The sequence below is a fragment of the Myxacorys sp. genome (genome assembly GCF_059501405.1).
Map to the genome: position 1 here is coordinate 125,211 of NZ_JCACCM010000097.1, position 20,649 is coordinate 145,859.

At 46.7% G+C, this 20,649-nt stretch carries 8 protein-coding genes; 3 read left to right on the forward strand and 5 right to left on the reverse strand.

Annotation, left to right across the window (positions count from 1 at the left end):
* Positions 1-11 precede the first annotated feature (11 nt).
* Positions 12-1,106, forward strand: coding sequence for a family 43 glycosylhydrolase (locus tag AC5I6P_RS11980; protein WP_495693987.1), 1,095 nt, complete (start codon positions 12-14; stop codon positions 1,104-1,106).
* A 29-nt stretch (positions 1,107-1,135) separates the two neighbouring features.
* On the opposite strand, the gene AC5I6P_RS11985 is transcribed toward AC5I6P_RS11980, so the two are convergent.
* The gene (locus AC5I6P_RS11985) at positions 1,136-2,473 is read right to left on the reverse strand and encodes an O-antigen ligase family protein (RefSeq protein ID WP_495693988.1); all 1,338 of its coding nucleotides are present in this window, start codon (positions 2,471-2,473) and stop codon (positions 1,136-1,138) included.
* 222 nt (positions 2,474-2,695) lie between these two features.
* Here AC5I6P_RS11985 and AC5I6P_RS11990 point away from each other — a divergent pair, with 222 nt between their 5' ends.
* Positions 2,696-4,798, forward strand: coding sequence for a GumC family protein (locus tag AC5I6P_RS11990; protein WP_495693989.1), 2,103 nt, complete (start codon positions 2,696-2,698; stop codon positions 4,796-4,798).
* Entirely contained in the window at positions 4,710-6,134 is a 1,425-nt protein-coding gene (locus AC5I6P_RS11995) for a GH39 family glycosyl hydrolase (RefSeq protein WP_495693990.1), read from the forward strand. The genes AC5I6P_RS11990 and AC5I6P_RS11995 overlap by 89 nt, the downstream gene beginning before the upstream one ends.
* 62 nt (positions 6,135-6,196) lie before the next feature.
* Here AC5I6P_RS11995 and AC5I6P_RS12000 read toward each other — a convergent pair whose 3' ends face one another.
* From AC5I6P_RS12000 to AC5I6P_RS12015, 4 genes are read right to left on the reverse strand one after another with little or no spacing between them, the layout of a single operon-like run.
* Positions 6,197-10,591 carry a non-ribosomal peptide synthetase family protein gene (locus AC5I6P_RS12000; protein ID WP_495693991.1) on the reverse strand — a complete coding sequence of 1,465 codons (4,395 nt, stop codon included), beginning with the start codon at positions 10,589-10,591 and terminating at the stop codon, positions 6,197-6,199.
* Positions 10,592-10,605: 14 nt separating this feature from the next.
* Entirely contained in the window at positions 10,606-16,326 is a 5,721-nt protein-coding gene (locus AC5I6P_RS12005; protein WP_495693992.1) for an amino acid adenylation domain-containing protein, read from the reverse strand.
* The gene (locus tag AC5I6P_RS12010) at positions 16,323-19,583 is read right to left on the reverse strand and encodes a non-ribosomal peptide synthetase (protein WP_495693993.1); all 3,261 of its coding nucleotides are present in this window, start codon (positions 19,581-19,583) and stop codon (positions 16,323-16,325) included. Before AC5I6P_RS12010 ends, AC5I6P_RS12005 begins: the two co-directional genes overlap by 4 nt.
* A 6-nt stretch (positions 19,584-19,589) precedes the next feature.
* Positions 19,590-20,522 (reverse strand): TauD/TfdA family dioxygenase, encoded by a 933-nt coding sequence (locus AC5I6P_RS12015; protein ID WP_495693994.1) that lies wholly within the window; start codon positions 20,520-20,522, stop codon positions 19,590-19,592.
* Between the last annotated feature and the right edge of the window lie 127 nt (positions 20,523-20,649).

Here is a 20,649-nt window from a genome sequence, read left to right on the forward strand (position 1 = left end):
GTGAAAACAACATGAGATTTAACAGCACGCTCTATCAAACAACAGCACAGTTGGTCGGTCAATTGCCAAAAGGCAGATCGAAGGCGTTGGGAACACTATTCTCATTGTGGAATAGCCATCCTAGTTGGGATCCTTGGATTCTGAAGGATGGCGATATCTACCGTCTTTTCTATCTATTAGGCTCAAGCAAATCGGGCCCTTGGTGGCTAGAAGGCAAAATTTGTGGGGCAATTTCAACCGACTTGGAACGGTGGCAGGACATTGGAGTCGTGCTGGAAGTGAACCCTGAAACCTCCTGGGAAGCTGGAAGAATGTTGGCTGGTTGCGCCCTTAAAGAAAACGGCGTTTACTACCTTTTCTATTCGGCAGCTGGGCAGGGTGACGACATTATGAACGAGGGAATTGGTTTAGCAACCTCTGTAGATGGTGTGAACTGGCAGCGAAGCCCCAATGAATTAGTCAAACCAGACGCTAACCATCGCTGGTACGGTCAGTATAAGCGGAGCCTGGGTAAGTGTGAGTATGACCATTACCAATGGCGCGACCCATACGTTGTGAAGGATCATGAGACTGGCCGCTACTACATGTTTATCTGTGCATACCTAAAAGAAGGCGGTTACGGAACGTTTAGAGGATGTGTGGGTCTAGCAGTGGCAGACCAAATCGATGGCCCTTATGAACTTCTGCCGCCTGTGGCGACACCGACGGTTGAAGGAACCCAAGAGTCACCTTTCTATGAAATGGAACGCCCTCAAGTTATCTATAGGAACGGTCAGTATCATCTATTCTTTTCTTGCTGGACAACTTGGTTAAATCCTAAGTGGCTGCAGACCGTCGATCGCAGCCAAATCACAGATTCGTCTCTGTACTGGTACGTCTCCGATCGCATCACTGGTCCCTTTAAGCCCGTCAGTCAAACACCCGTTGTCAAGGGTAGTGAAAGATCGGGAATCTATGGAACTAACTTTTTTCCCGCCCCAAATGCCCCTGATGAATTTATCGCTTATGGTTGGTATTGCAGACGCATGACATTAGCGGTTTCTCCCCTGACACAAGTTCTGTGGGGGGCAGATTCAATTCAAATTGTGAATCTGGCTGCTAGATGAAGGTATAGCTGCACGTTCGAGCAAATTAATTAACTCTGCCCAGATATCTGATCCCAACTGGTCAGACGGGGCTGCTGGGGTCGTGCTTCACTGAGTACAGCACCTAACCAGGCAAAAAAGAACCAAATATTGACTGCCATCCAACTCAATGGAGTGGCGTTGCAGCTGATGTAGAGGGTAACTAGGCAAGCAAACGCCCATATACAAAATGAGTTGCCTCGAACGGCTGGAGTATATACAGAGAAAAGTGTCAATAACAGGGCAACAACGAAGACAATGAACCCAACAATGCCATGTAAGTAAAGAACTGCAGCGTACGTAGAGAAAGAGCCGAGTCCAATGTAGGAATCCTCATACAGATGCGCTCGCCCCCGGATCACACCCCAGCCAATCCAGGGCGACTCTTGCCATGCTTCAAGGGTTTTCTGCACCACCAGTGCCCGTTCTGCTGAAGAATCTGCACGAGCTTGATTAAATTCTTCAATAGGCTTCTGAATCAATCCTACGATCGGTATTTGCAAGGTACTGCAGACTAGGAGGACTAAGGAGGTGAGCCAAAGTGAGATTTGGCGAAACAACCCGCTTTGAAAGCAAACACTAACAAGCAGAGCTACCGGAAGGCCAACCCAAGCGCTTCGGCTGGCACTCACAATCAAGGCACCTATGGAACCCGCCAACGCTAAGTTCCGTAGCCGTCGATTGGTTTCACCTAGACAGATTAGAAAGCACAAGACAGCACACAACCCCAAGATAGGCGGGTCAGGGGTGTAAAGGACTGATCTGGGCAGCGGAATACCCAAGAAGGGTGAGTAATTTGCAAACATCACTCGCAAACTGCCTTTATCTCCAGGCAGCAGACGTGCAAGAGGAGGAAGGTAGCCGTTGCTGCCAATCTTGAGAACCAGCATCGCGATTTCAATTGCGATCGTGACTAAAAAGCCCGATGCCATCCAAGCAACCGCTCTTGTGACAACTTGAACGCGAACATGGCTCCAGAAAGGCAATGCAAGACAGGCAAAAATGAGAAAGTAACTCTTGATAAAAGTGACGGCAGCGGCAGCAGCGGTCTGAAGATTAAATCCCATTTCGTTGATACCTAGAATGGCTGTCCACATCATGGTGATCGACATGGCTAACCAAGCCCAGGCACACGCGGGAAGTGGCTTCTGAATCACTTTATCAATACTAAAATGAGTCGCTAGTAATCCACTGACAACGAGTGGATAGAAAAGCGGCTGGATTCCCATCAGCCACCAAACTGGAGTCAGAACGATTGTCCAATAAACTATCCGTTCAGAACGCGATAGAATAACATCCTGGGTGCTAATTGAAAGAAAGTCGGGTCTAATAGATGGAAGATTGAGCATCTTGATTTTTCAAGTCCTTCTTACAGACTTACTTAAGCTTAAAAATTAGTCGAGGAAAATCAGTCGATCGGTAGATGAGAAAGGCAGGTTATTTCTAACATTGTTAACACACAGTGTGTGCCCCTGCTATCTATGCCTATTTATGTAGCTAAGTGTGAATCTGCTTGCTTAGAATAGCAGTCAGCTGAAAATTTGAAAGTTTAACGATACCCAAGCGTGGTTATGAAAAAAAAAGTAGCCGTCACTGTTTCAAGGCACTGGAAAGCTCTGCTGGGTTTCAATCTTCTAGTGTTCCTTGGAGCGTGGGGCGTAATTTTAACCTCCCCCAAAGTTTGGACTGCTAGTGCTCAGCTAATTCTGCCTTCGTCAAACGGTGGTGATCTCGATGCGGATCTAGGTACCCTTGGCTCCTATCGCAACAATGATCCCAGTTTTTCCACACAAGTCAATCCTCTTAAGATACAGCAAGAGATCTTAACCAGTGATGCATTGTTAACGCAGGCATGGGCAAGTGATCCTGAACGCGATCAGGCCACCAAACCCCGCAATTATGGCGGTTTCTTCGAGGTGACGCCAGTTGAGCAGACGAGCATTCTGCAACTATCGGTAGCGGGTTCGAGTCCTGAAGTTGCAACTCAGCGAACGAGTGCACTTTTGAAGGCCTATCAGCAACGGTTGGATCAATTACGCAGCGCTAACAATGACGCACGAGGAAAATTCAGCCAGAAACAACTGGAGGAAGCGCGACGTAACTTGGCAAAAACCCAAAGCGCGTTGGCACAATTTAAGCGATCGACAGGACTAGTCAACAGCGAAGAGCAAACAAAAGGCACTCTCGGAACAATCAATCAGCTTGAAGCATCACAGGCAGAGGCAGCCGCGCAAGCACGGTCTAGTCAAGAACGCGCGAAGACGCTCTCTGCACGGTTGCGGCTGTCGCCTGATCAAGCTGTACAATCGGTGGGTCTCGATCAGAACGAGGACTACAAATATTTGCGAAATCAATTAGCGCAAGTTGAAGCAACCCTTGCGAAACAGAGATCAACCTTTACTAACAATAATCCTGTTGTGCAAAGAACGCTGGACGAACGAGCAAAACTTCGTCAGCAGATTGAGCGGTATGTGGGTCAAGTGTCAGGCGGGCAAGTGAAGGGCGATCCCAGTATTACTAGCGGTGCAGAAGGACGCGGAGAATTAATTCAAGCATTGGTGTTGGCAGAAAGTGAGGCGCGGGGTCAGCGCCAGCAAGCGGCTCAACTGCAACAAAAGATTCAAACCCTGAGAAATTCCCTGACTGCACTTCCCGCTCAGCAGGCTCGGCTCGGGGAGTTACAGCGTCAGGCAGAGGTAGCAGAAGGCGTGTATAAAGGACTAGTAGCGCAAGTTCAGCAATCTAATATTGATGCCTTTGGTGCTTATCCCAATGTTCAGGTGCTAAATGCGCCCAGCGTGGATGCAAAACCATCGAGTCCAAAGCGATCGCTCGTGGCAATTAACGCCACTCTTGCCGCGATCGTCGGCAGCATTGCCCTAATTCTGTTGCTAGAATCTCGCAATCCGTTGCTCACTCCCAAAGATTTGCAATCGTTCAAATTCTCGGTTGTGGGTCGAATTCCACGGGACAAACAGTTGAGCGATCGCTTGAACAGTCAGTCAGATCGAGGGTTGAGCCAAGACCTAGATGTCAGCGGGGCATCAGAAGTCCCGTTTCAGCGATTGGCATCCGCCATTAGTCTACAGCCATTGCGCGACCGCCGGATTCTGATTACAAGTGCTGTGATGGGCGAAGGCAAGACAACCGTAACCTTACAACTTGCAGAAGCTCTGGCAGATCTCGGATTTCGGGTGCTGATGGTGGATGCTGATTTTCGAAAGGCAGACCTGAGCGGACGTTTAGGATGTATGCGGGATTTCGCAACCGACAGGCAAATTGTTCAAGTTGAACCAAATTTAGATTTAGCTCCCACTCAGCCCAAGCTCGGCAAAAAAGTTGTAGATATTTTGAAGCGGGGTCGATTTCAGCAGTATTTAGCAGCGGCTGAAGCTAATCATGACTACGATTATGTTTTGATCGATAGTTCTCCAGCTAGTTCAACGAGTGAAACGGCTTTGATTGCGGCAGTGGTTCCTAATGTGCTATTTACCGTCTATCCTGGCGTGAGCGCTCGTAATGCCGTTAACGAAAGCATTGAGCAACTCACACAACACAACGCTACCATCATTGGCTTGGTGATCAATGGAGTGGAAACGCAGTCTAGTTCTTACAGCTATCGGTCTACTGGTGCTGTGTTCGATCGCGATCGCTCAATTAGACGGGAGTCGTGATGGTGCAACTACGGCTACGGTGGACTGGAATGCTGTTCAAGGAACAGTGCCGCGATCAGCCTTTGGACTAAATGCCTTTCAAGGCTTTCGGACGCAAAATCAAGCCTATCGCAAAAATCTGGCGTTTATGAATCCGGGGCTGATTCGCTTTCACAATGGTGGTGCGATGCAGGATTCGAGTACCCCGGATGGTTTGATCGATCGCGATCGCAAAACCTGGGATGCCCGTAAGGTAAAAAGTGCGTTGGCCGCTTCCTTCTCTACTTTTGGCAAGCAGCAACCCCAGCGGATGATCAACATTCCGACTTGGGCGGATTGGATGGACGCCGATCAAGATGGCTTTCTAGACGCCAATCAGTTTGATCGCTTTGCTCAGCTGTGCGCTGACTTGGTTCGTCTAGTGAATCGAGAGTCGCGCTTTGGCGTGAAGTATTGGGAGATCACCAATGAGAAGGACAATACCTATTTTTCTCAGTTTCGGAATGGGGGGGGATGGGGCAGCTTAAAAGATGATGCAAAGCCCGATCGTTTGAATGAACTCATTGCAATTTATACTAAAGCCGCGATCGCGATGAAAAAAGTTGATCCGACCATTCAGGTTGGCGCACCTGCGATCGAGCGGTCAGATTTGCAGCCGTTTTATGTTCCCTTTATTAAAGGAACCGCTAATCATCTCGACTTTTTTACCTATCACTTCTATGCGACCGGAAGTGCTTCAACACCCGACTCAGAAATTTACGAAGCCACGCGATCGATCGCGTCGCGAACCGAAACGATGGTTCAAGCGGTAAAGACTGCAATTCCAAATCGATCCATTCCAGTCATCCTAGGAGAGTACAACATCAGCTGGACGTGGGAAACGCGTGATCCGCGCATGACGAATCATAAAGGTGTTGTCTTCGATGCGCTGTCCATGATCCGAGCGCTTTCTAAAGGTGCGACAGCAACCCTTGCTTGGAACGAGAAAGATGGAGTTTACGGCAAAACAGATGATCAAAATAAGTTGCGCTTAAGTGGGCGGTTTTTTCAGTTAATCAATCGGTTTTTAATTGGAGATCGGGTTCGGAGTGTAACTAACAATGAGAAAGATATCACTACGTTTGCAGTAAAGAATCAGGCATTGCATCACAGGTCTTATTTAATTGTGAATCACTCCTCAAAATCACAACCAATTAAAACGAATTTTGGTAGCTATAGACCAAAGCGATTGAGCGTTGAACGGTATGAGTTGTCTGCTTCTGGTTATGCCAAGAAAGCAATTGGCTGGAATGCCGTTCAGAAGGGGATTGTAGTGCCGGATAACTCGGTCACTTTGCTAGTCTTTGCTGATCCTTGAACCAAGAGCGGTTTGCCAATTTTGGCAAACCGCTTCGAGACCCTCTGCAGAAGCCGCGATCGCTACGTCAACGAATTACAGGATTCTGTGGGCGCTTCGAGTAGTCCTTGGGTGATGAGGTATGAGAAGTAAGGATGCACTAAGTCGGCATCAACAGACGGGCAACTCAAGGATGCCAGCACTAGACTATCCAAGGTGTTTTGGCAGTCAAACTGTAACGATACATCAGCATTGGATGTTTGTTCTGATGATTCTTGTTCAGATTGTGCCAGAAACGGGACGAGAGGATGCAGCGCATGATTTGGATCTTGTCCAGCAACTTCGCGCAATTGCTCACGCCATTGTTCATCAGGTATTTCTTGCAGGGGATAGCCTAGCGATCGTACCCATCCAATCACCTCGCTCCAAGACGCAGGATTTGGGTTAACAAGATGAAAAGTTTTACCTAAAGCTTTTTCCTGTTGGGATAGCTGCACGATCGCTTTGCTAGCAAAATCAGCGGGAATTAAGTTGACTGAAACATCACGTTGCGGAACGCTGCCTAGTTGAATGCAACCTTTGATCATTCTAAAGGTGTTGTCACCAGTGCTGCCTATACCAGTTCTGCTATCCCAGGCAATGCGTCCAGGACGGTAAATGCAGATTGGCAAGCCGCGATCGCGGGCTGCCAGAACTAACTGTTCCGCAACCCATTTGCTTTGAGCGTATCCTGTCTCAATGACCTCATCAGGATCTAGAAAATCCGATTCGTACATCACCCGCACTCCCATCCCCTGTTTCGGAGAAACTGCGTTGGTTGTGGAGATAAAATGCACAGGCTTAACTTTCACTTGACTTGCTAATCTCAATACCTCCTGAGTTCCTGATACATTGGTGAGTTTGAGAGCAGCATAAGGATAGGTAAAGTTAACCAGTGCCCCATTGTGATAAATCACATCGATTTGACTCGCCAACTCCTGAAACTGAAGTTTAGAAAGTCCTAGGAGAGGTTGAGCGAGTTCACCAACGACAGGAATAATGCGAGAAGCAAACGATTCCTGCCAAAGTAAATAGGTTTCTAGGTTCTTTCGGAGCTTCTTTTGAGCAGATTCAAGGTTTGTGGAACGAATTAGACAATAGATATCGGCTGAGGTTTGTTCTAGCAGTTCGCAGAGCAAGAAGGCACCTAAGAAACCCGTTGCTCCGGTTAGGAAAATTCGAGTGGGTTTTGTTGTAGCCCAAGTAAATGGAGTCGTTGGACGAATAGCAGGATCTAGCGTCGCTTCTGCAACCAGATCGACCTTAGGAACGATCGCATCTCCATTTTCTCCTAAACGACTATACTCAATTTGCTTCGCTAGTCCTGCTACAGTCGGCGTGACAAATAAACGACTCAGAGGGAGATCGACTTGAAATGTCTCTCGAACTCGAACTAAGAGTTGGGTCATTAATAGCGAATGTCCACCCAACTCGAAAAAGCTGTCGTGAATGCCGATACGACTCACTTTTAACAGATCTGCCCAAATATCCGCCAGAACTGCCTCAATTGGTGTTCGAGGAGCCACAAAAGTTGTTGCTGAGCTGCTCTGTTCTTGCTGGGGTGCGGGTAAGGCTTGACGATCGACTTTGCCGTTCTGAGTCAAGGGCAGAGACTTCAGAAACACAAAGGCGGAAGGCACCATGTATTCTGGCAATTTCTGCTGCATGAAATGGCGTAATTCTGTTGTGCTAGGAGAGCATCCTGGCTGAGACACGATGTAAGCAACCAAACGTTTGTTTGAAGTTGCATCCTGATATTGAGTGACCACAACTTGCTTGATTTCAACACATTGCTGCAACACTGCCTCAATTTCTTCTAGCTCAATTCGATAACCTCTGATCTTGACTTGGTTGTCTGTGCGACCGAGGAAGTCAACCGTTCCATCCGGGAGGTAACGAGCAAAGTCTCCGGTTTTATATAAACGTGCTCCTGGTTGAGGATTGAATGGATTGGAAATGAACTTTTCTTGCGTGAGGTCAGGACGATCGAGATATCCCCGCGTGAGCGAGTCTCCTCCAATGTATAGTTCACCCTTAACACCGATCGGGACAGGTTGCTGGTGTGAATCGAGGAGATAGATTTGAGTGTTGGCAATCGCTCGCCCTAGAGGAACGATCGAAGTCTCAGGTTCATCCTGACCTTGAGGGACAGCATAAGTCAGAACTCCCACGGTTGCTTCAGTCGGTCCATAATGGTTGAGGATTTGACAGTTAGGTGCGTATTTCTGAATGGTTTTGATCAGTTCCCAACTGGCAGCTTCGCCTCCTAAAACAAGACATTGACGGGGCAGAATTGCTGCTGTCTGAGGAGAGATCAACAGCGCTTGCAAATGAGAAGGAACAATCTTGAGACAGTCAATTGGGTGACGATGACAGTAGTCAGCCAAGGCTTGAGGGTCAGAGATACGATCGCTCGATACCACATGCAAACATCCTCCTGTACACAGCGCTGGAAAGATAGCTGTGTTGCCTAAATCAGCCGCAAGTGTAGAGACAGTGGCAAAGTGCGCACCTGCCGACAAAGACAACCGCCCCAGAATCCCGTAGAGGTAATTGAGTAAATTCCGATGCTCAACTGCAACTCCCTTGGGCTGACCCGTAGAACCTGAGGTGTAAATTACATAAATTAGATTTTCAGGAGTAGCGGTGTTGGGAAGATTGGAGGTGCTATGTTGAGCAATCTTATTCTGGTCTTGATCCAAGCAGATAATCTGGAGAGTGGAGCCTAAACCAGATTGAACTGACTCAAGCAATCTTTCTTGTGTTAGCAACGCGATCGGTCGAGCATCCTCCACTCTGCTAGCTAAGGCTTCAAGCGGCAAAGCAGGATCTAGCGGTAGATAGGCGGCTCCTGCTTTGAGAATGCCAAGTAGACTGATGATCGTATCTAATGAGCGATCAAGATAAATGCCGACTAATTCATCAGGCTGAATGCCTAAGGTTTGTAAGTAGTGGGCAAGTTGATTGGCACGAGCATTCAGTTCTGCGTAGGTTAGTTGCTGATCTTCAAACACTAACGCAACTTGATCAGGAGTGCGTTCTACCTGTGCCTCAAATAATTGGTGAATGCATTGGTCTTTGGGAAAATTAGTCTGAGTTTGGTTGAACTCAACTAATAGTTGATGATGAGCACAATCGCTGAGAATTTCTAGCCGATCAATGGATGTTTCAGGAGCAGCGATCGCGCTAGCCGCTAGTATTTGAAAATGCTCAATTAAACGATGAATATCTTCTGCATCAAACAGGTTCACATCATAGTCAGCGGTAGCGATTAGCATTTCTTCGCGTTGAATGCAGGAGAGTTTGAGTTTGAAGCAATCGGTGTAAGCAAACTGTTTATCAAGCTTAAAGGAAACCTCACCTGCTGAAAATCGAGTGGTCTGCTGCTGAAAGTCGAACCCAAAGGACAATTGTCCTAGCTGAGCGCTTTCTGCCCAATTATCCCAGGTAAAATACTCCTGCCATTGCTCGACTTCCTGGATAGAAGCATGAGTTTGTTGCAACAGTTCCTTAAAAGAAAGATTTTCTAAAGAACAAGAGAGCGGCAGATATTGGGCTAGTAGCCCGATCGTCGTTTCTAGCTCCTCATATTTGCGCCCATTCATAGCAACACCGATCGTCAAGTCCGGCTGTCCAACAAAGCGCGACAGTAGAATTTGCCAACATGCCAACAAGAAACTAGAAGGTGTAGTATCCGTTGATTTGGCAAGAGCTGAAATCTTAGCAACAATTTCAGGTTGAATCTGCCACTCTAAAGAGTCGATCACAAAATTTGGCGAGTTTGTTCGCGACTTTTTCTCAAACGGCAGCCTCAACGCCGTTAAAGAGGAAAATTTATGCTTCTGCCAATAGGTCTGCTCCTCTGTGTCCTCTTCTAAAAGTTGATTTCGCCATTCAGCAAATTGAACATACTGCACTACCTCATCCTGTAGTTCTGTTCCTTGCAGACATGCTTTGTATGACTGACACACTGCTTCAACTAGTCGTGGAATGCTCCAACTGTCAGCACAAAGCGCCGGTAGACTCAGGAGCAAAATGTGCTGCTGCTGAGATAAGACAAGAAGCGAACCACGCAGTAGCGAATGTTGCCAATTGAACGGGATAAGTTGCTCTTGTTGAAACAAAGTCTCGATTTGCTGGGTTTGTTGCTCTGCGTCGTAGCCCTGCAAATCGACTTGTTGCCAGTCAAATGTGCTAGTTTCTGCAATCACCTGAAGCGGTGTTTTAATACCTGCCGGACGTTGAAATGTGGTGCGAAGAATTTCATGACGATCGCAGACCTGCACCAACGCCGCCTTTAACGTCTCAATCTGAAGCAACCCTTCTAGCCGAATGGCACACTGCACTCGATAAGTAGGGTTATCTTGCTGCAATCCCCAAAGCCTTTTCTGCTGCGGAGACAGGTGAAAACCGTTGATCACTCTTTCTTGAACTTGCATGATTTTAACCTCTCTCACACTGCGGTTTTGGATAACGCGATCGATGGATTACTGATGAGTTCTCCCATTGCCACGACAATCTTGCGTGGTCCTACATAGGGGTTGCGCCCGTGGGCGGTCAGCATGTTGTCTAGCATCAACACATCGCCTGCTTGCCAGGGAAATGCGATCGTAGCTTGTTGATACAATGCACTAATTTCTTCAATCACTGAATCTTCAATTGGGGTAGCATCGCCGTAGTAAACATGGCGGGGTAGATTGGCTTCTCCAAATAAAGCCAAAAGAGAATCGCGAACCGAGCGATCGAGATAAGCAATGTGGTGCAACTGGATTTGATTGAAGAATACCCAGTCCCCAGTTTTAGGATGTTGAGCAATAGCTTGCCGCACCTCGCGAGTTCTTAAACCGTGGTCTGTCCATTCAAACTCAATGCCATGCTGATGACAGTATTGCTCAACAACAGCACGATCGCTCGTGTGAAAGAAATCTTGCCAACTCACATCTAGACCATCAGTGTAGTTGCGAACATACATCAGTTGTTGTTGGGCAAATTTTTCTCTCAGCTTCGGATTGAGCAATTGGTAGAGCTTACGACAATCGACGATCGGGGTTTCTCCGCCCTGCTGGGCTGGCTGAACACAGAAAAACCAGATTTTGAGGGGATAACGATGCATGTGAGAGCTTTCGTTATGAAACAGAATCGCTTTGTCGGCTGGATATGGCGTAGAACTGTAGACTTTGCCACCCACACCTTCGCGAGGAAGATCCCCATATTCGCCAAATAATTCTGGACAAATTGCTTGAGCAAAGTTCTCAAAATCCTGCACACAGTGAGTGTTGAAACCTCGGAACAGTAGTCCCCCGTGTTTGAATAACTGAGTTTCGATCCAGGCTCGGTTGGATTTTGCCCAGTCCACCAAATCAAGCTCTCCAACATTGGGTTGAACGAGGAGCGGCAGAGATTGTCCGGGTTGTAGCTCTTCAGTTTTGACAAATTCGGTTGTCGGTAGGCTCACTGCTTTAGGCTTGACAAAGTTGAATTTTTGCCGATTTGATGCTTCCCGTTGTTTTTGTTCAGCCATTTTTGCGATTTTTTCAGTTTCAGTCAGCATTTCTAAAGTGTTGAGGCGGCTGTCGGGTTGAGTCACAATGCTATCTAGAAGGGTTTCAAAGTGCTTGGAGAACCGGGTGAGAGTGGCTTGATCGCAAAACTCCCGATTGTATTTCCAAGTGCCAGCCAATCCCTCAGGGGTTTCTACCATAAACAGCACCAGATCAAACTTGGAAGCATGATTCTCAGCTTCTAGCGGAGTTAGGGTCAGCCCTGGTAACTCCAAAGGAGGCATCGGTGCATTTTGTAGAACAAACAACACCTGAAACAGAGGCGTTTGGTTGAGGTGACGCTCTGGTTGCAGATGCTCGACGATTTTACTGAAGGGTAAATCTTGGTGAGCATAGGCTCCCAAGGCGACCTCTCGCACCCGATCTAACAACTCTCGAAAACTGGGATTGCCCTGCAAACTGGTTCGTAAGACCAAAATATTGATGAAAAATCCAATCAAAGCTTCTGTTTCAGCCCGATTGCGATTGGCAACATCGGTTCCAACCACCACATCTTCCTGCCCGGTATAGCGGTAAAGCAGGGTTTTGAGGGCTGCCAGCAGCGTCATGAACAAAGTCGCGCCTGTTTCACGACTCAAACGATTTAGGGCTTCAGAAACAGTGGGAGACAGAACAAACGAGTGAGTTTCGCTTTGACCAGTTGAACAAGCTGATTGACCAGAGGATTGCTCAGTCTGGAGCCGTAAGACCGGAAGTTTACCACCTAACTGCTGTTGCCAGTAGCTCAACTGCTGGTCTAACACTTCACCTTGTAAGTGCTGTCGCTGCCAAACAGCAAAGTCTGAATACTGGATTGGCAGTTCGGGCAGGACGATCGACTTACCTGTGCAATAGGCGGAGTACAGCGTCGTCAGTTCTCGAATTAGTACCCCCATCGACCAGCGATCGGAGATGATGTGATGCATCGTAAACAACACGACGTATTCGGTTTCACCAAGTTGGAGCAAGGTGACACGCAGCAAGGGAGCTTGAGCGAGATCAAACGAAGTCTGAGCCTCTTGCATTGCTAATTGTTGAATGCGCTGCTCTTGCTCAGTCCCTTTCAGATTTTGCAAATCTACGATAGGCAACGGTAACGACACTGTTTCTGCGATCGCTTGAATGGGTTGTCCGCCTCGTATTACAAAGCTGGTTCGCAGGACGGCATGCCGTTGCACGATCGTGTTGAGACTTTGCTCCAGCGCGGTTACATTCAAAACACCCTGTAGCCGGACTGCTGCGGGAATGTTATACGCTGGATCGCCGGGTTTGAGTTGATCCAAGAACCACAGCCGTTCTTGAGCAAACGAAAGGGGTAAATCTGCTGACTGTGAAACTCGCTCAATCGGAGCTTCTGAGCTTTGTGCAATATCAGAAATGGCGATAGCTAAGTCTGCGATCGTTGGTGCCTCAAACAAACGACGAAGGGGTAACTCAACTTGAAAGGTCGTTCGCAGGCGAGAAACAACTTGCGTTGCTAACAGAGAATGCCCGCCCAATTCAAAGAAGTTAGCCTGAACTGATGGAGGTTGAGAGAGATTGAGCACTTCTGTCCAAATGTCAGCGATTGTTGCCTCAATAGCAGTGCGAGGAGCAACGAAATTGCTTTCTAGATCAGAACTAATATTGGGTGCAGGCAGAGCGCGGCGATCGAGCTTGCCATTCGCGTTAAGGGGAAGCACGTCTAGAAGCACAAACGCCGCAGGCACCATATAATGTGGCAACTTCGCCTTTAGGAAGCAACGTAGATTTGGAATCAGAGGTGTCGCTTGGCACTCAACTACTGAAGTTGGAACCACATAAGCCACGAGACGCTGATTACCCGGATTGTCCTCTCGTGCGATGACAACAGCTTGTTTGATCTCTGGATGCTGTTCCAATACAGTCTCAATCTCACCTAGCTCAATTCGGAAACCTCGAATCTTGACTTGATGATCAATTCGTTCAATCACCTCGATCGTGCCATCAGATCGGTAACGACCCAGATCCCCTGCTCTGTAGAGACGAATTGATTTGGAGTTGTCAATTTGGAAAGAGATGAAGCGCTCAGCCGTCAAGTCTGGGCGATTTAAGTAGCCACGTGCTAAACCCTCCCCACCGATGTAAACCTCTCCGGGCACACCAACAGGGACAGGGTTAAAGACGTTTCTGTCACGATGGGAATGCTGGTTCAAGATATAAATTTGGGTGTTGGCGATCGCTCGCCCCACAACCACTGAACCATCTCCAGGCTCTACTGGATGAATGGCTGACCAGATGGTGGTTTCCGTTGGTCCATACATGTTCCAGAGAGACTGACATCTCTTGAGCAGTTGGTTTGCCAATTCTCTAGGTAGGGCTTCGCCGCCGCAGAGCAGTTTCAATCGTCGATCACCCTGCCATCCTGCCGCTAACAACAGTTGCCAAGTTGCTGGTGTTGCCTGCATGACAGTGACATTAGATTGCTGAAGAGTTCTAGAAAGTTGGGCTGCATTTGAGGCAACGTCACGGCTGACTAACACCACGCGAGCGCCAACGATTAATGGAAGGTACAGTTCCAGCGCCGCAATGTCAAAGGAGATCGTCGTTACGGCAAGCAGCACATCATCAGCGGTTAAACCTGGCTCCTGACGCATGGAGTGCAAGAAATTAGTCAGTGCCCGATGTTCAATTTGCACACCTTTGGGTTTGCCAGTAGAGCCTGATGTGTAAATGGTGTAAGCCAGATGTCTGTCTGTAACGCCACTATCCAGGTTTTCCTGTGAGGCGATCGCAATCGTCTCCCAATCGGTATCCAAACAGACCACCTGCGCCGCCTGGGGTTGAAGCTTCTCTAACAAGTTGTGCTGGGTCACGAGAACTGGAATATGTGAGTCTTCCAGCATAAATGTCAGTCTTGCTTGAGGATAGGACGGATCTAAAGGCACATAAGCACCACCCGCCTTGAGAATGCCAAGCAGACCGATCAGCATTTCGAGCGATCTTTCCACACAGATGCCCACCAAAACATCTGGAGCGACACCCAACTTTTGCAAATGACGTGCAAGTTGATTCGCACGTGTATTCAGTTCTCGGTAGGTGAGTTGTTGGTTTTCATAGACAACGGCAATTGCCTCTGGTGATTTTGCTGCTTGTGCTTCAAACAAGTGATGCAGACAGTGTTTCGGTAGATTTTTAATTGAAGGCGGGTTCCACTCTACCAATTGTTGCTGTTCTGATTGGGTTAGCAGAGGCAAGGTTACGATCGAGCGATCGGGGTCAGCAACAATTCCTTCTAGCAAAGTTTGGAAATGCCCAACCATTCGCGGCACAGTGCCGACATCAAACAAGTCTTGGCTATACTCAAATGCGCCGCTCAAACCTTCGGGTGACTCCCACAGATTCAGAGACAGATCAAACCGAGACGTAGTGCGCTCTAAGTCCTGACTGCTCAGCATCAGTTCGGGTAGTTCCAAGGTAGGCATCTGGATGTTGCGCAGAGCAAACAACACCTGAAATAAAGGATTGCGGCTCAGATCGCGCTCGGGTTGCAGAGTTTCGACGAGCTTCTCGAAAGGAAGATCTTGATGGTTATAAGCTCCTAGCGTCGCTGTCCGCACTCGTTGCAACAATTCGCGAAAGGTAGGATTGCGGGATAAATCTGACCTCAGGACTAGGGTATTGGCGAACAATCCAATCAGACTCTCAGTTTCGGCGCGGTTGCGGTTAGCGATCGCAGACCCTACAAGAATGTCTTCCTGCCCGGTGTAGCAATAAAGTAGAACTTTGAAAGCAGCGAGAAGCGTCATAAACAAGGTTGCGCCTTGCTGCTGGCTGAGTTGCGTTAGAGCCGCAATCAGGGGTTGTGGCAAGACAAAATTGACCACGCCACCCCGATAAGTTTGCACAGCAGATCGAGGTCGATCGGTCGGCAAGTTCAGAATCGGAAGCTCTCCCGAAAGCTGCTGTTTCCAGTAGTCAAGATGTGTTTCGAGTACCTCTCCTTGTAGCCACTGCTGCTGCCAAGCGGCAAAATCAGCATACTGAATTGGCAAGTCAGGCAACGATGCAGGCTTTCTAGTCACGATCGCTTGATACAAAGATGCCAATTCTTGCAGAAAAATTCCCATCGACCAGCCATCGCAAATGATGTGGTGTAGGGTGAACAGCAAGACATAAGCAGAACTGTTCAGATGCAGTAATTGAACTCGTAGCAGCGGTGCTTGAGCCAAATCAAAGGAAGTTTGCGCTTCGACGATCGCCAATCGCTGTACTTCCTGTTCAGGTTCAGGGTGCGATTGTAAATCGGTGACTGGAATCGTTAATTTTAGTGTTGGAGCAATATTTTGAACGGGTTGCCCATCGATCGTAATAAACGTTGTTCGTAATATTTCGTGTCGTTGCACTAGTGCATTGAAACTTTGCTCTAATGCAGCAACATCTAACTTGCCTGTCAGTCGCACGATCGCTGGAATTTGGTACGTTGGATTGCCCGGATCGAGCTGATCGATAAACCACAAGCGCTGCTGAGCAAACGACAACGGAAAGGTGTTGGTTTCGCGGCTGAGTGGACGAATAGAAACACCTGTATTATCTTTTTTCTGGTTTAGCTTTTGCAGCAATAATTCTCGTTTAGCCGGAGATAGCCCCGCAATACGCCCACTCAATTGACTCATGACTGCACTCCTTGCACCAAAACAGTTTGGGCGTCTTCTTCTGACAGTTCTTCTAGTTCTGCTAGCATTTGCGCTAGCATTGTTTCATCTGTTTGCTCTGTTAGCTTTTGGACAATTACAACTGCTAAATCAGCTATTGTCGTTGCCTCAAATAAGTGATGAAGAGGCAACTCTACTTGAAAGGTTTGCCGCAGTCTAGAAACAACTTGAGTTGCCAGTAGTGAATGCCCACCCAACTCAAAAAAGTTGTCGTAAATACCAACTTGATCCAATTTGAGAACTTCTGCCCAAATATCAGCTAAGGTTTGCTCGATCGGATTGCGGGGAGCAACAAAATTTTCTAAGGTTGTGTGAGTAAAATCGGGGACTGGCAGTGCTTGGCGATCGAGCTTACCATTCGCCGTTAATGGCAAGGTTTTCAGCATCACAAATGCAGATGGCATCATATACTCTGGCAGTTTCTCACTCAGCCAACGATGCAACTCGCATTTGTCTAGCATCTCCTGCTCATGAGGTAGTACATAGGCAACCAAACGCAACTCACCACTCGTATCTTCTTTGACAGCAACCACTGCTTCTTTTACGATCGAATGCTGCTTTAGTACGGCTTCAATTTCGCCAAGTTCAATACGGAATCCCCGAATCTTCACCTGATGATCGATTCGCCCTAAGAATTCAATATTTCCATCGGGTAAGTAGCGGGCTAGATCTCCGGTTCTATAGAGACGCGCTTCTGTACCAGACATGAAGGGATGAGGAATGAATTTTTCTGCCGTCAGTTTCGGTTGGTTAAGATAGCCTCGCGCTAGACTGTTACCCCCGATGTATAGCTCTCCCACAGCACCAACAGGGACAGGTTGAAGCTCGGCATCCAGAATGTAAATCTGGGTGTTGGCAAGGGGACGACCTAAAGGAACAGTTTTAGAAATATGGGTAGGTTGGTCTAGTTTTACTTCATAGGTCAGAACCCCGATCGTGGCTTCAGTCGGTCCGTAATGGTTAAAGATGCGGCAATCGGGTGCCAACTCCTGCACTGTTTTCACCAAGTCCCAACTCAACGCTTCGCCTCCTAAAATTAGGCGTTGACGCGGCAAAATTGCTTCTGGATAAGTACAACTTAACAGTGCAGACAAATGAGAGGGAACAATTTTGAGACAGTCAATGGAATGATTGCAGCAATACTGCGCTAGCACTTCTGGATCAATCGATCGTTGCTGAGAAATTATATGCAAACAGCCTCCAGTACACAGCGCCGGAAAGATAGCTGTATTTCCCAAGTCGGCAGCGAAAGTAGAAACCATCGCAAAATGGGCACCTTTGGGTAACGCTAGTTGGTGCAGAATCCCGTCTAAGTAGTTCAGCAGTTGTCGATGCTCGATCGCGACGCCTTTAGGAGCACCTGTAGAACCCGATGTGTAGATAACGTAAGCCAAATTTTCGCTTGTGGTTTGACTAATACAATTTTGTGAACTCTCCTGAGTAATCAAGTCGAAATCACGATCTAGGCAAACAATCGGCTGTGTGAAGTTTCCAAATTGATTTACCAAAGATTGTTGGGTCAGTAACACAGTTGCTTTAGCGTCTTGCAACACGCGTGTGCGACGCTCTGTTGGCATTGCGGGATCAAGAGGTAAGTAAGCACCTCCAGCTTTGAGGATACCGAGTAGGGCAACAATCGAATCGAGAGAGCGATCGCAGCAAATCCCAACCACAACTTCTGAGTTTACGCCCAGCTTTTGCAAATAATGAGCAAGCTGATTAGCGCGGCAGTTAAGTTCACGGTAAGTGAGCCGTTGATCTTCAAAGACAATAGCAATCTGATCAGGCGTTTGTTCTGCCTGTGCTTCAAATCGCTGATGTACACACTGGTAAGGTACAAAATTAGCTTGAGTTTGATTGAATTCAACTAACAGTTGATGACGGTGACGATCGTTTAATAAATTTAACTGAGCGATCGAGTTTTTTGGATGAGTAACAGCGCTTTCTAGCAGAGAGGCGAAATGCTCTGATAAACGCTGAATATCAGTTTCGTTGAATGCATTAGCATCATAGTGAAACTCTACGTTTAGAGAATCATTTTGTTGAGTACAGAAGAGTTTTAGGTTGAATCGATCGATATAGCTGCACAGTTTTTGAATGGAAAATGCCAAATTATTCTGACAACGTTTTTTAGGTAATTCTTGAAAATCAAAACTAATCGGAAGAAATTCTATTTCTTGAGCATCTTCGGTTTGAATTACGTCTTTCCACTCAAAATATTCCTGCCACTGCTTAGCGTCTTGAACAGATTGATGAACTTGCTGCAATACCTGACTAAACTCTAGCTCAGTCGCAAAATTAGTTGCTAATGGAATTGTCTTAGATAACAGCCCAAACGCTGTTATTAGCTCTTCATAATTTCTTCCATTGACGGCAATTCCAATCACAAGATGAGATTGGTGATTAAACCTCCAAATGAGTGTTTTCCAACACGCTAGAAGAATCGTTGAAACTGGCACATTCTCAGATTGCGACAGTGCGATGATTTTTTGCTCTAGTGGCTTGCTGATTTCTAAACTCAAACACTGAGGATTAAAACTGTGTTGCGAAGCTTCTTTCTGTTCTAAAGGCAATTTAGGAATGTCTGAAGTATTGAATTTTAGCTTCTGCCAGAATACCTTTCCAGCCTGAGACTCGTCTGATTCTAATAACTCAGTTTGCCATTGGGCAATATCGGCATATTGCAATGGATCTCGCGTTGATTTGTCTTCTAAACATTCTGAATAAGTATCACAGACGCCTTGTAATAAGTTCACCAATGTTGAACTGTCCGCATTCAATGCAGATAGATTGATCAACAAAATGTGTCGGGCTGAAGACAACGTAATGAGAGATGAAAATCCAATTAGTCCTTGCTCGAAATCGAAAGATTGTTGGCCTATTTCATGCCATTTTGATTCAATCTGAATTAGTTGCTCGGAAGGTGATAAATGGCTCAGATCGTGTTCAACGATCGAAAATTGATTTGCATTTTGGATGATTTGCAGCGGGATTGTCATTCCCATTAGACAAACAAACCGAGTACGCAGAATTTCATGACGATCGACCACACATTGAAAAGCTTGCTTGAAAAGGTCTAAATTGAGATGACCCTCAATCAAAATCGACCCTTGAACTCGATAAGGAAAAGTAGGATCAAGCTGCTGCGATCGCCATACCCATTTTTGCTGGGGAGAAAGTTGAAATCCTTCGCTAATTCCTGTTTGTAAATCTTTCATTTCTACCTAAACCTCCTGCTGTGTAGATGCTTTAGCCATACCCACAACGACCTTGCGTGAACCTGAAAAAGGGGTGCGCCCGTGGCTAGACAATAAATTGTCAAGTAGAAGAACATCTCCTTCTTGCCAAGGAAATAGGATGGTTTCTTGCTGATAAACCTGACGAATTGTTTCTAAAACCGAATCTTCGATCGAAGAGCCATCACCGTAGTAAACATTACGAGGCAAATCTTCTGGTTTGAAGGTGGCTAAAAGCTCATTGCGAACGGTAGGTTCTAGACTAGAAATATGGAATAAATGAGCTTGATTAAACCACACTGTTTCTAACGTTTTAGGGTGTTGAGCGATCGCTTGACAAACTTGTCGTGTTCTCAATCCATCCTTGGCTTTCCACTCAAACTCAATTCCTGTTTTTCGGCAGTAATTTTCTACTTCAGACTTGTTCTGAGTATTAAAAACAGTCTGCCAGGGTAGATCAATATTGCCTCCATAATTCCGCACATACATTACCTTTTTTTGAATAAATGTTTCCCGAATGGTGGAATCGATTTTTTGAAAAACTTTTCGGCTGTCAGCGATCGTTGTTTCTCCGCCCTGATTTGCTTTTTGCAAACAACAGAAAGCAATTTTAAGCGGGTAAGTTCGTGTATAAGACATCTCATTGTGTAACGGAATGACTTGATCCGCAGGATATTCTGTTGAGGTATAAATCTTTCCGCTTACTTGACTGCGAGGAGTTGATTGAAAAGTGTAGTTCAGCAATTCTCCATAATTTGCTTGTATAAACTGCTCAAATTCTGTTGCTCCTGCAACTTGAAAACCTCGGAATAAAATGCCTCCATGCTGCAATAATCGAGTTTCAATCCAAGTTTGATGCTGCTGAGACCAGGCTGTTAAATTTAGACCTCCGATCGCTGGCTCAACAATTAAAGGAAGCATATGTTTTGATTGAAAATAACTCGTTTTGATTAATGTTTCAGATGAGAGACTAACAGCTTTACGGCTAGCCATCCCTAGTTTTTTTAGGTTGGAATTTTGAAACTCTGAAATAGCCATTGCTAGTCCT